The organism is Micromonospora sp. NBC_01638, assembly GCF_045209745.1.
Lineage (GTDB): Bacteria > Actinomycetota > Actinomycetes > Mycobacteriales > Micromonosporaceae > Micromonospora.
Genome location: NZ_CP109273.1, coordinates 5,120,258 through 5,132,872, shown reverse-complemented (window position 1 = coordinate 5,132,872; position 12,615 = coordinate 5,120,258). Strand labels below are relative to the sequence as shown.

The window sequence follows — 12,615 nt, the reverse complement described above, 5'->3', positions numbered from 1 at the left end:
GAGCACCAACTCGGCCTTTGGCCGTCCTCGACCCGCCATCGCCGCATCCTACGTTTAGATAATGGATTTCAGGCGCACTGGTCGATTCTCCGCAGCATCTGTTTGGCGATGATGAGGCGCTGGATCTCGCTCGTCCCCTCGTAGATTCGCAGGAGCCGGGCGTCCCGGTAGAAGCGCTCGACCGGAACCGAACGCATGTAGCCCATCCCGCCATGGATCTGGACCGCGCGGTCGGCGATGCGGCCGAGCATCTCGGTGCAGAAAAGCTTGCACATCGAGGGGGCCAGCCGGCGGTCCGAGCCGTCGTCGTAGCGACGGGCGGCATCGAGGACCATGGCGCGACCGGCGAAGGCCTCCGTCTCGCTGTCCGCGAGCATGGCCTGAACGAGCTGGAAGTCCGCGATGCGTTGACCGCCCTGCCGGCTGGTGCTGGCGTGGGCGAGGCTCTCGTGGACGAGGCGCTGGGCCATGCCCACGGCCAGGCCGGCGATGTGGAGGCGGCCTCGGTGGAGCGACCGCATGGCCGCCCCGAAGCCCTGTCCCTCCACCTCTCCCACCAGGTGTTCCGCCGGCACCCGGGCGTTGTCGAAGAAAACTTCCGATGTGGGCGCGCCACGCCCGCCCATCTTCTGGTCCTTGAGACCGACCGTGACCCCCTCGGTGCCCGCCGGAACGACGAAGACCGAGATCCCGTCGGGTCCGGTGGTGTCACCGGTGCGGGCGAACACCATCAGCAGGTGCGCGTCGATCGCGTTGGTGATGAACCGCTTCTGCCCGGAGATGACGTAGTCGTCACCGTCCCGCACAGCCCGGGTCCGCAGGCCGCTCGGGTCGGATCCGGCCTCGGGCTCGGTCAGGGCGAAAGCCGCGACCCGTTCACCCGAGGCGAGACCAGGTAGATACATTTCCTTCTGCACCTGGGTGCCCGCGTTGACGAGGATCTGCCCGGCGATCCCGTTGTTGGTGCCGAACATGGAGCGGAGCGCCGGCGTGGTCCAGCCAAGCTCGAACGCGAGCTGCACGTCCTCGGACATGGTGAAGCCCATGCCGCCGAACTCCTCGGGCAGCGCATACCCGAACAGCCCCATGGCCGCGGCCTTCTGCCGGATGCGGTCGGGAACCCGATCGCCCTCCTCGATCTCATCCTCTGCGGCAACGACGTCGTTGCGGACGAAGGTTCGTACGGCGTCCAGCACCGCGGTGAAGTCTTCGGCGTCCACGGTTCACGCTCCGTTCAATCGTCAGGAATGGAGCCCGGTCTCGGCTTCTGCCCCTCGAGACCGGGCTGACACACGGCGAGGTGCCGTCGGACTCACCCGCCGGCACCTCGCCTGTGCTCTCGGTGCGGGTGGTGGTGGAAAGGGAACTCAGGCGGTGACCAGGGGGTAGTGGCACGCCACCTGGGTGCCTCCGACCTGCTGAAACTCCGGGGTTTCCGTGTGGCAGCGCTCGGTGGCCAGGGGGCACCTGGACGCGAAGGCACAGCCCACTGGGGGACGGGCGATGTCGGGGATCTCCCCAGTGAGGGGCGCCTTCACCCGGCTCCGCTGTACGACGGGGTTGGCCACCGGCACGGCAGCGAGCAGCGCGGCGGTGTACGGGTGCCTGGGTGACTGGAAAACCTCCGCGACGTCTCCCAGCTCGACGATCTCGCCGAAGTACATGACGGCCACGCGATCGGAGATGTGGCGGACGACCGCGAGATCGTGGGAGATGAACAGGTACGCCATGCCGAGCTGCTCCTGTAGGCGCTCGAGCAAGCGGATGATCTGGTTCTGCGTCGAGACGTCCAGGGCGCTCACCGCCTCGTCACAGACGACGATGGAGGGGTTGAGCGCGAGGGCGCGGGCGATCGCGATGCGCTGGCGCTGCCCGCCCGAGAACTCGTAAGGATAGCGCTCGGCGTGGTGGGCGGCCAGGCCCACGAGCTCCAGCAACTCGACGATGCGGGCATCCCGCTCTCTGCCGCGCAACCCGTGGTGGACCTCGAGCGGTTCGCCGATGCTGTCCGCCACGATGATGGAGGGGTCCAGGGAGGAGTAGGGGTCCTGGAAGACCATCTGCATGTTCTGGCGGGCGCGGCGCAGGGCCTTGCCCTTCAGCCGGGTGATCTCCTGCCCCTCGAGCACGACCCGGCCGGTGGTCGGTTCGATGAGCCGCATCAGGGCGCGGGCCACGGTGGACTTGCCAGAGCCGGACTCACCGACGAGCCCGAGGGTTTCTCCGCGGGCGATGGAGAAGTCGACGCCCTTCACCGCACGCAGCTCGACGGGCGAGCGGAACGGCTTGCGCTTTCCCCAGAAGCTCACCTTGAGGTCTTGCACTTCCAACACGGGTGCGGTCGTCACTTGATCCTCCCGAGGGTGAGCTCGTCGGCGCGCAGGCACCTGGTGAGACGGTCTTCGACGCGCCGCAGCTGGAGCGGCGCGGTCTCGCAGGCCTCGACGGCGTAGGGACACCGGGGCGAGAATCGGCAGCCCTGGGGCATGTCCCACGGAGCTGGGGTGGTCCCCGGGATGGAGATGAGCTCGTTGCGGTCGTAGACGTGGGGTACGGCGCGCAGCAGGCCCTCGGTGTAGGGGTGACGGGGCCGGTCGAAAAGCTCGGTGATCTCACCGCGCTCGACGATCTCCCCGGCATACATCACGGCAACGTCGTCGCAGATGTCGGCGACCACCCCCATGTTGTGGGTGATGAACATCATCGCCAGCCCGTGGTCCTCGCACATGGTCCGGAGCAGCTGCAGGATCTGGTCCTGGATCGTCACGTCGAGCGCGGTCGTGGGCTCGTCGGCGATCAGGACCTTGGGCTGGCAGGAGATGGCCATGGCGATCATGGCGCGCTGCCGCATTCCACCAGAGAACTCGTGCGGGTAGCGGTGCACGCGGTCCGAGGCACTGGGGATGCCAACCTCGTCGAGAGCCTCGATCGCGCGCTGCCACGCGGCCTTGCGCCCCACCTTCTTGTGCCGGCGGACGGTCTCGGCGATCTGCTCACCGATGGTGAAGGCCGGGTTGAGACTGGTCATCGGCTCCTGGAAGATCATCGCCATCCGCTCGCCACGGATCCGGCTGAGCTCACGCTCGCCCAGCGTTCTCATGTCGATGCCGTCGACGACGATGCTGCCGCTGGAGATGCGGGCACCCGTCCTCGGCAGCAGGCTCATGATGGCCAGGCTCGAGACGCTCTTGCCGGAGCCGGACTCGCCGACCACGCCCAGGACCTTGCCCGGCTTGATCTCCAGGCTCACGTCGTTGAGCACCCGCTGCCACCCGTGATCGGTGACGAACTCCACGGACAGGTTCTCCACCGAGACGATGGGCTGCTCACCTGGAATGGGCGCCGTGGTCGGAGCGAAACCCGTCTGGGTCTTGTCCATGGTCTTCATCAGTCCTTCCTCGTCTCGCGACCAAGTGAGTCACGCAGCGCATCTCCGGCTACGTTGAAGGCAAGGACGACCAGCGCGATGGCGATGCCGGGGAACACGATCAGGAACGGCGACCTGTCCACGTAGGGGAGGGCGCGGCCGAGCATCGCGCCCCAACTCGCTTCGGGGTACTCGGCACCCAGGCCCAGGAAGCTGAGGCTGGCCTCGTTGAGCATCGCCCGGCCGGTGAGCAGCGACACCCCGACGATCAGCGGCGAGCGCACGTTGCGGAGCACGTGCTGCCGGATGATCCTGCCCGTCGGGGTTCCGATGCTGCGCGAGGCCTCGATGTAGGTCTCTTCCTTGATCTCCATGACGCTGCCCCTGACGATACGGAGGACCCGCGGCACGAAGACGATGCCGATCGCGATCATCGCGTTGGTCAGTCCGCGACCGAGCATCCCGACGATCGCGATGGCCAGGAGCAGGCCCGGCATGGCCATGATCGCGTCGTTGACGAACATGATCGCCCGGTCCACCCGACCGCCGAAGAAGCCGGAGATCAGCCCGAGCGGCACACCGAGGGCGACCGCGATCAGAGTGGCCTGCGTCGCCGCCACGAGCGAGACCCGGGTCCCGGTCATCAGCCGGGAGAGCACGTCGCGACCGAGGTCGTCGGTGCCCAGCCAGTGCGCGCTGCTGGGGTACTGCAGGATCGCCTGCAGGTTCTGGACGTTCGGGTCGTGGGGGGTCACGTAGGGGCCCATGATCGCCACAACTGTGGCGAAGGCGAGGAACCCCACAGCCACGACGCCCGAGCGCTGCCGGCCGAAGCGGGTACGGAAGTGCCGCCACGGCGTCGTACGGCGCATCGAGCTCTCCTGGACGGCGGACGCGCCGCGCTCGATCTCCCGGGCCGTTGCCTCCGCCCAGACGTCGACGGGCGGTTCCACGGTTCCGTCAAGTGTGTTGCTCATCAGCGCACCCTGGGGTTGAAGATCCGGTATGACGAGTCGACCAAAAGGTTGACCACCAGCACCGCCACAGCGGCGACGAGCACGGCGCCCTGGATGACCGGAATATCCCGCTGCAGCACCGCGGTGATTGAGAGCGCGCCCAGGCCCGGGATCCCGAAGATCTGCTCGACGATCACCGAGCCGCCCAGCAGGAAGGTCAACTGGAGGCCGACCATCGTCATGGCGGGAACGCCCGCGTTCTTCAGGGCGTGCTTGAGCACGACCGTCCGCCAGGTGAGGCCCTTGGCAGTCGCGGTGCGCACGTAGTCCTGCTCGAGGGTGTCGATCATCGAGGCCCGCAGTTGCCGGGCGATCTCCGCGGCCGGCGCCGCCGCCAGCGTGAAGGCGGGCATCACCATGTGCTTGAGCCAGTCGGTGGGCGACTCGGTGAAGGGCACGTAGCCGGAGGACGGAAGCACCCGCAGGTAGAGAGCGAACGCGATCACCAGCATCAGTCCGAGCCAGAACGTCGGGACCGCGATGCCCACGCTTGCGACGAGGGTGATCAGCCGGTCCATCACGCTCCCCTGGCGGGTCGCGGCGATGACCGCCATCGGGACCGCGATGAGCAGCGAGAGCACGATGGAGACCAGGGCGAGCCCGAGGGTGACCGGGAAGCGGTCCACGATCAGGCCGGAGACGGAGGCTCCACCCTGCAGCGAGTTTCCAAGGTCACCGGTGAGCGCATCGCCGAGCCACCGTCCGAACTGGACGACGATGTGGTCGTTGAGCCCGAGCCGCTCTCGCGTCGCCGCGATCTGCTCGGCCGTCGCGTTCTCACCGGCTGCGGTGACCGCGGGATCGCCCGGAACAAGCAGGATCATCAGGTAGGTCAGGGCGCACACCATGAGCAGAAGGCCCAATGAGTGCGGCAGTCGCTTGAGTAGGTTCATCCGGAGGTCTTCCCGATCAGGTGTCGTGCCGGAGCACGGGGGGCATTTCGTGAAGTGAGACCCATGTCACTACTTATTTGAGAGCTAGCATGAGTGTCGCCGGACGCGGCGTCAAGTGAAGTCCGAAGAAAATCCCTGCACAGTTCGGCCACGGCCGTCAGCCTGCGCGGGCCGCCGGGGTCACCCGCGGTCGTGGGCACCACGCACACCTCGTCGACACCTACTGCAAAGCAGTCCTGGATGAGCGCCCGCTCCTCGCGACCGGCGGTAGAGCATGTGGCGGCAGCGGCAGGCCCTCGGTCTGCAGGGTCTCGTCGTCGCAGTCGACCTTCTCGCCCTTCACAAGGCGGGAGACGATCTGGATCACCACCTCCAACTGCCGGGCGGGCCGTTGCCGTAACGGCCACGGTTGCTGCGGTTTCGAAAGCCTCGCCCGCCGGCCGGTCCCGCCATGGGCGCAGGGTCGTGTTGATGGTCCCCATGCTCCAACTCTTCAACAGACGCGCTCGACGAGGGTGGCGACGCCGATGCCGGCCGCACCACTGATGGAGGCGACCCCATAGCGCCCGCCGGACCGCTCGATCTCATCGATGAGGTTGGCCACGAGGAACGGCCCGGTCGCCCCGAAGGCGTGGCCGACCGCGATCGTGCCGCCGTTGACGTTGAAGCGCTCGTCCTCGACGTCGAGGTCGCGCTGGAAACGCAGACACAGCGCACTGAACGCCTCAGCGAACTCGAAGCGGTCGATGTCGTTCAGCGACAGCCCGGCGCGCGCCACCACAGCTTCGGTCGCGACCTGACCAGCCGTGAGCATCTGGACGGGATTGACGGCCCGGACCGCGGTCGCCACCACACGGGCGCGCGGCTCGAGCCCGAGGCGGGCGCCTGCGGACTCGTCACCGACCAGGATCAGTCCGGCTCCGTCGGCCAGGGAGGGCGACGTGCCGCGCGTGTGGACGTGGCGGATCTGGCCGAGCTCGGGGAAGCGAGAGAGCGCGATCGCGTCCTGACCCTCGGCGCCCATCTCCACGAACGCCGGCTCAAGGTCTGCCAGCTGCTTGAGAGTAGTCTGCGGGCGCACCTGCTCGTCATGCGCGAGCGGTTCGCCGCCCACCTTCGAGGGCACCGGGACGAGGGATCGGGCGAATCGCCCTTCGGCCTGCGCCCGGGCGGCCAACTGCTGGGTGCGCAGCCCGAACTCGTCAAGCTCCTCCCGATCGAAGCCCTCCTGGGTGGCCACGACGTCCGCCGCGATGCCCATGTGTACCGCCCCGACCGTGTTGATGACTACGGGGTCGTTCCAGAGCGGGCTCTTCTCCGAGAACATCGGGACCCGCGAGAGGGACTCCACGCCACCGGACACGATCAACGAAGCGTCGCCCGCCTTGATCCGGGCAACTGCGGTGTTGAGCGCTTCGAGGCCGGACGCGCAGGCCCGGCTGATGGTGGTGCCGGGGACACTCTCCGGCCATCCCGCCATCAGCGGCGCCACCCGAGCGATGTTCGACCCCTGGTCGAAGTGCTGGCGCGCAGCACCGAGCACCACGTCGTCGACGTCGACGGGGTCGAGTCCCGCGCGCTGCGCCAGTTCGTGCAGCAGCAGGACCACCAGGTCGATCGACGAGTGCTGCGCCAGGCCGCCTGCGGGAGATGCCTTGCCCCGCGGCGTACGGATCGCGTCGTAGACGTATGCGTGAGCTGCCACACGCTCACTATGATTTACGAAGTGAGTCGAGTCAAGGGCTGCTCAGATGAGACCAGCCGGCCTGGCGCCGGTCCTAATTAAGAAGTTCGAAGCGGATCTCCGTGCGCTTCAGTCGCTCGCTGCAGGCCCCACAGACGAACTCGGGGAGCAGGAGCCGGCCACACGGGTCGTGGGTGATCTCGAGCGACTTGTGGGCCCGTGACCCGATGTGCTCGTCACTCCACCGGACGATCTGCATGAGTACGACGCCGAAGCCGGCGCCCTTGTCGGTCAATCGGTAGACACTGCGTCCACCGCCGGCGAGCGCCTCGGCTCGGAGCGCACCGAGCTCGACGAGGCGGGTAAGCCGCGCGGAGAGCACCGTCGGAGGGATGCCCAGGAATCGCTCGAGGTCGGTGAACCGGCGCAGCCCGATGATCGCGGACGACACGATCGCGGTGTTCCAGCGGTCTCCCAGCAGCTCCATCGTGTCGGGGAACAGGCCGTGTGAGGTCACCCGCTGCAGGGTCCGAGACTGCCGGTGCCGCCGCGGCGCCGATCCGACGTAGCCCAGCGTCTTGCTCGCGTTGACCGAGCTCAGGTCCCGGCCCTTCACCGGCAGGTCGCACTTGGCGCAGATGACCTGAGGATCGGCGAGTTCTCCGCACAGGGCGTGGCGGAGCTCCGGACGTGGGTCGCTGCCGCAGTCGAGCCACCGCCGTTCCCACGTGTAGGCCGCGACGTAGATGCGCCAGGTGGCCATGCCGGCCCGCGTCAGGCGGTACTCGTACCTGACCCGTCCGTCAATGTAGGGCGCCTTCACCAGGACTCCGCCGTCGGTCAGTCGCTTGAGCCGGTCGGCCAGGATCGAGTCCGAGACGCCGATCGACTCCCGGATGTCCTGGTAGCGCCGCTCGCCGAGGAAGATGCGCTGGATGATCAGGAGACTCCAGTGGTCACAGATGATCCCCAGCGCGGCCCCGGTCCGGCTGGCGCCCACACCCGTGTCGATTCCTCCCTCGACGATGCCCATCAAATGATCTCCTCATGGGGGTGATTGCCCTATCGTCACTCAATCGTCTGCGGCATCGTGACGCAGGTCGATGATCGCACGTCCCAGAATCCGGCCTCGCAACAGAGCCGCGAAGGCCTCGCCGAGGGCAGCCGCACCGTGCCAGACGGTGCACACCGCCCTCAACGCGGGATCAGCGCCATCGACCAGGTCGAGCAGGTCGGGCAGGGCGTCGGGGTGATCGGTCACTGACATCCCCAGCACTCCCAGCCTGCGGCGGATCATTGCCGGGTGGTCCAGGGTGATGGTGCTCGACGGGGTGGCCGCCGCTCGGCCCACCAGCACCACCCGCCCGCGCTCCCGTAGGCGCGGCAGCGCCAGATCGAGGTGGTCCCCGCCGACAAGGTCGAGGTAGAGATCGATGCCGTCGGGGGCCGCCTCGTCCAGCTGGGCGGCGAGGTTCTCCGTCCGATCCAGGGCGTGCTCGACGCCCAGCTCGTCCGCGAGAAACCGCACCCGCTCCGGCCCACCCGCACTGGCGAGCACCCTGCCGCCGAGCACCCGCGCAAGCTGTACGGCGCAGGCCCCGACTCCCCCGGCTGCGGCGGAGATCCAGACGGTCTCGCCCGGCTTCACCGCACCCGCCCGGGTGAGCGCGACGTAGGCGGTGAGCCCGACATGGCCACGGATCGTCAGCAGCTCCTCGGGGGAGAGCCTGGGGTCGACGCGCAGGAGCTCGCGGGCCGGCATCGTGGAGAGCTCGGCCCACGGCAGCAGGCCCACGACTCTGCTCCCCTCGGGGAGCGACAGGTCGTCCGACGCGACGACCGTGGCCACCCCGTCGCTGCGCGGCACGTCGTCCACCTCGAGGGCGGGGCCGAGAGTGGTGGACCTTCCGGTGCCGAGCCGGTGTCGCAGCCCTGCGTTGAGGCCGAGCGCATCGGTGCGTACGACGACCTCGCCAGGGGCCGGCACCCGCGCCTGCACCTCGTGCAGCGCGAAGTCCTCGGGCTCGACCCGCTCCCCAGGGATGCGGGCGAGCTGTACCGCCCAAGTGGTGCCCGCGACCATCTGCCACCCCCTCCTAACTCTTGAACTCATAGTATTCTGCCACCGATACCCACCCTATTACCGCGTCTTCCTTTCCGTCGAGCCTCCCGTAGATGCAGGAATTCGGCGCTCGCCGTGGGTCATGCGGCATCGCTCACAGTGTCAGGAGACGACATGCGCAAGTCGCGGGCCGCGGACGAGAGCAGGGGCTGGCTGCCGCTGCTATTCACGGCCCCCTTCGGGCCCTACTTCTGGGGCAAGATCCTGTGGTCGGTGGGCGTCTGGGTGCACAGCGTGGTCGCCGCGATCGTGTCCTACAAGGTGACCGGCTCGGCGCTCTTCGTCGGCGCAGTCACCGCGGTGCAGTTCCTTCCCCAACTGCTCTTCACCCCCCTTGCCGGAGCCAGGGCCGACCGGGGGAAGTTGAAGCAACAGATCGTCGCAGGCCGGCTGGTCAGCGCACTCGGCTCGGGAGCGCTGGCGATCACCGTGTTCGTGATGGGCAACGATGTCCCGCTGGCGGCGATCCTGGCGAGCTCGCTCTGCGTCGGCGTCGGCCTGGTCGTGGGTGGTCCGGCGATCCAATCGATCGTGCCCTCCCTGGTGCGCCCCGAGGAGTTGGGCGACGCCGTCGCCCTGAACGCCCTGCCCCTGCTGGTGGCACGTGCCGCTGCCCCGGCGATCGGTGCCTTCGTCTACTCGAGCCTGGGGCCCGGGGTCGCGCTCGTGATCGCGGCATCCGGCAGCCTCGGCTTCGCCGTGGCGATGGTGCCACTGCGCCTGCCGGATCCGGCGCCGCGAAACGGGGGCGAGGACACCTCCATCCGGTCCGGCTGGCAGTTCGTCCGCCGCAACCGGGCGGTCGCGGCCCTGCTGCTCGGGGTCACCGCGGTGGGATTCGGAGCCGATCCGTCGATGACGCTCACACCATCGATCGCTCACGAACTCGGGGGCGGAGCCGCGTTGGTGGGCTGGCTGGGCTCCGCCTTCGGCGCCGGCGCGGCCACGGGCTTCCTGGTCCTCAGACCCCTGCGGCGCCGGCTCGGCGACCAGGGCCTCGCCCCGCTGGGCCTGGCGACGATGGCCGCGAGCCTCGCGCTTCTCGCCCTGAGCTACACCGTCCCCGTCTCGATGGCCGGGTTCGCCCTCGGCGGCCTGGGGATGACGCTCGCGCTCACCAGCGTCACGACCCTGCTCCACGAGGCGTGCCCCGACCATCTGCGCGGGCGGGTGATGGCCTTCTGGCTGATGGGCTTCATCGGCTCACGACCGGTCGCCGGCGCCATGGACGGACTCGCCGCCGACCTCGTCTCGGTCGAGGCTGCTCTGCTCGCCGTCGCCGCCGTCACCGGGCTGGGCGCGGTGCTCTGCCGGCCCGCCGTGATCGGGAGCGCGGCCCCGGACGTCACGACGACAGCTCGCTCCGGCTCCCCGAGAATTGAGCCAGGTAGGCACGCTCGGCGGGGGTGACCTTCCTCGTCGAGCCGTCCCCCGCCGTCGGGACGAGGACGGTGGAGGCCCGGAACGCCGTCGTCCCGTCCTGGTGCCCGCGATAGGCGACGGTGTACGAGCCGCCGCCGACGCGGGACACGTGCATCGAGACGACCAGGGGCCGTCCGGCCGTCACCCCGCGGACGTACTCCACCTCGAGCTTGACGACGACCCGCGGGTGCCGGAAGTCAGGCACCCCTTCGGTCACCGCGTGGTGGCCCAGCCAGCGGGTGCGCGCCTCGGCGAGATAGCTGACGATCATCACGTGGTTGACGTGGTCGAGGAGGTCCTGGTCCCACCAGCGCACCTCCAACACGACGTCGTACGTCGCGTGGTCACGGTGCGCGGTCCCCGAGTCGCGGCTCATCGGTCGGCCACGAAGACGAGGCGGCCGATGTTCTTGCCCGCGCCCAACCGATCCAGGGCGGCGGGGATCTCCTCAAACGGCAGGCGCTCACCGACCAGCGGGCGGATCTTCCGCTCCGCCACCAGCCGTGTCAGCTCGTTGTTGCACTCCCGCACCAGTTCCGGGTAGGTCCGGCGGTACCGGCCCCACACGAAGCCGAGGATCGAGTAGTTCTTGATCAGGGGATGGTTGAGCCGGGCAGTCTGGATCTCGCCACCGGCGAATCCCACCACGACGATCCGGCCCTCGAAGGCGATGCACTTGGTCGAGCGGGTGTAGGTCTCGCCGCCGACCGGGTCGTAGACCACGTCGACACCCCTGCCGTCCGTGACCTGGTTGACGACCTTGACGAAGTCCTCGGTGTAGCGGTCGACGACGACGTCGGCACCCAGGTTTCCGGCAGCAGCCGCCTTCTCCCGGCCACCCACCACGGCGATCACCCGAGCGCCGGCGGCCTTGCCGAGCTCGACGGCCGCGCTCCCGACGCCACCGGCCGCGGCGTGGACGAGCAGCGTCTCCCCCGCTGCGAGCCGGGCCCTGCGATGCAGGGCGAACCAGCTGGTCTGGTAGCTCACGAAGAGGGAGGCGGCCTCGGCGTCATCGAGGTCGGACGGCACGGGGAACGTCACGGCCGCGTCGAGGAGCGCCGCCTCCGCGAACCCGCCGGCGGGGAGCTCGGTCAGCCCGAAGACGCGGTCGCCGGGGACGAAACCCGAGACGTCCTCGCCGTAGGCGAGCACCGTGCCGCAGGCCTCGATGCCGCTGGTGAAGGGCAGGTCGGGCTTGAGCTGGTAGTCGCCCCGCGACATCAGCACATCGGGGAAGTTCAGCGCGGTCGCCCCGACCCGGACGAGCACCTGCCCGGGCCCGGGCTCGGGCACCGGCACGTCCTCAAGCCTCATCACAGCCGTGGGTTCACCGAGGCTGGCGACCTGCCATGCCTTCATCGCGTTCTCTCCTCGCAGTCTTCGGAGGTGGATCGGACCGGTCAGACGAGCACGAAGTCGACGCCGCAGATCCGGTGGGTCTCCCCCACTCGCCCGCGGTCCCTGGCCACGCACTCCACGGTTTTCAGTCCCCGAGACCCGGGCAGGTCGGCGAAGTGGACGGTCCGGCCGGTGAGGTCGACGGAGGTCCCGTTGTCGTTGACCGTTCCGCCGGCCACGGTGGCCCAGCGATGAGCCATTGCGGCCGGATCCGGTACGGACAGCCGCACGGCGCTGATGTCCAGGACAACCGACGTGCTGCGCGCGTCGTACACGTCGGGGGCGAAGTGCCAGCTGGTCGCGGGCCTGATCTCGTCGAACTCCGCCAGGGTGCCGAAGTCGCGCGGGTGCCACTGGCTCAGCGGGTTGCCGTGATGTTCCTTGGCCACGATCGGGGAGAACCCGAGCTCGTCGGCCCGCTGCCGCATGCCGTCCGCGTGCGGCACCTGGACGACCACCATGAAACCCGAATCGCCCTTTTCGGCGGTCTTGCGGCCGAGGGGCGACTCCGGGTCCTTGGGCTCACAGACCTCGAGGTAGGTCCGGTCGAAGCCGACCACCTCGTGGTTGAAGCCGACGGCGCCCATGCCTTCCACGTCACGGAACCCGGCCGGGACGCCGAACGCCGAACGGATGGTCGAGAGGGTGCCCTCGAGGTCACCGGTGAGGAGGACGACCTGGCGCAGCTCGGGAAGGGACGGGGTACTCAC

12 protein-coding genes are annotated in these 12,615 nt (G+C 68.9%); 1 reads left to right on the top strand and 11 read right to left on the bottom strand.

Annotated elements, in window-relative coordinates:
- Window positions 1–68: 68 nt before the first annotated feature.
- The 8 genes from OG811_RS24015 to OG811_RS23980 form a co-directional block, all read right to left on the bottom strand.
- The gene (locus OG811_RS24015) at window positions 69–1,220 is read right to left on the bottom strand and encodes an acyl-CoA dehydrogenase family protein (protein WP_406068860.1); all 1,152 of its coding nucleotides are present in this window, start codon (window positions 1,218–1,220) and stop codon (window positions 69–71) included.
- A gap of 147 nt (window positions 1,221–1,367) precedes the next feature.
- The gene (locus tag OG811_RS24010) at window positions 1,368–2,348 is read right to left on the bottom strand and encodes an ABC transporter ATP-binding protein (RefSeq protein WP_406068859.1); all 981 of its coding nucleotides are present in this window, start codon (window positions 2,346–2,348) and stop codon (window positions 1,368–1,370) included.
- Window positions 2,345–3,388: an ABC transporter ATP-binding protein gene (locus OG811_RS24005; RefSeq protein ID WP_406068857.1), complete on the bottom strand. Its 1,044-nt coding sequence runs from the start codon at window positions 3,386–3,388 to the stop codon at window positions 2,345–2,347. Before OG811_RS24005 ends, OG811_RS24010 begins: the two co-directional genes overlap by 4 nt.
- Window positions 3,388–4,344, bottom strand: coding sequence for an ABC transporter permease (locus tag OG811_RS24000; RefSeq protein ID WP_406068855.1), 957 nt, complete (start codon window positions 4,342–4,344; stop codon window positions 3,388–3,390). Before OG811_RS24000 ends, OG811_RS24005 begins: the two co-directional genes overlap by 1 nt.
- Window positions 4,344–5,276 carry an ABC transporter permease gene (locus tag OG811_RS23995; protein ID WP_406068854.1) on the bottom strand — a complete coding sequence of 311 codons (933 nt, stop codon included), beginning with the start codon at window positions 5,274–5,276 and terminating at the stop codon, window positions 4,344–4,346. The genes OG811_RS24000 and OG811_RS23995 overlap by 1 nt, the downstream gene beginning before the upstream one ends.
- Window positions 5,277–5,769: 493 nt before the next feature.
- Window positions 5,770–6,981 (bottom strand): acetyl-CoA C-acyltransferase, encoded by a 1,212-nt coding sequence (locus OG811_RS23990; protein WP_406068852.1) that lies wholly within the window; start codon window positions 6,979–6,981, stop codon window positions 5,770–5,772.
- 73 nt (window positions 6,982–7,054) lie between these two features.
- Window positions 7,055–7,993 carry a winged helix-turn-helix transcriptional regulator gene (locus OG811_RS23985; protein ID WP_406068851.1) on the bottom strand — a complete coding sequence of 313 codons (939 nt, stop codon included), beginning with the start codon at window positions 7,991–7,993 and terminating at the stop codon, window positions 7,055–7,057.
- A gap of 39 nt (window positions 7,994–8,032) precedes the next feature.
- Window positions 8,033–9,043, bottom strand: coding sequence for a zinc-binding dehydrogenase (locus tag OG811_RS23980; protein WP_406068850.1), 1,011 nt, complete (start codon window positions 9,041–9,043; stop codon window positions 8,033–8,035).
- 153 nt (window positions 9,044–9,196) lie between these two features.
- On the opposite strand from OG811_RS23980, the gene OG811_RS23975 reads away from it, so the two are divergent.
- Complete coding sequence (locus OG811_RS23975) at window positions 9,197–10,492, top strand: MFS transporter (RefSeq protein ID WP_406068848.1); 1,296 nt, start codon at window positions 9,197–9,199, stop codon at window positions 10,490–10,492.
- Here the strand turns inward: OG811_RS23975 and OG811_RS23970 are convergent.
- The 3 genes from OG811_RS23970 to OG811_RS23960 are packed head-to-tail and all read right to left on the bottom strand — an operon-like array spanning window position 10,428 to window position 12,615.
- Window positions 10,428–10,880, bottom strand: a complete 453-nt coding sequence (locus OG811_RS23970) for an acyl-CoA thioesterase (RefSeq protein ID WP_406068847.1) — start codon at window positions 10,878–10,880, stop codon at window positions 10,428–10,430. The two genes, OG811_RS23975 and OG811_RS23970, sit on opposite strands and share 65 nt — an antisense overlap.
- Window positions 10,877–11,866 carry an NADPH:quinone oxidoreductase family protein gene (locus OG811_RS23965; protein ID WP_406068846.1) on the bottom strand — a complete coding sequence of 330 codons (990 nt, stop codon included), beginning with the start codon at window positions 11,864–11,866 and terminating at the stop codon, window positions 10,877–10,879. Before OG811_RS23965 ends, OG811_RS23970 begins: the two co-directional genes overlap by 4 nt.
- A gap of 41 nt (window positions 11,867–11,907) precedes the next feature.
- Complete coding sequence (locus tag OG811_RS23960; protein WP_406068845.1) at window positions 11,908–12,615, bottom strand: VOC family protein; 708 nt, start codon at window positions 12,613–12,615, stop codon at window positions 11,908–11,910.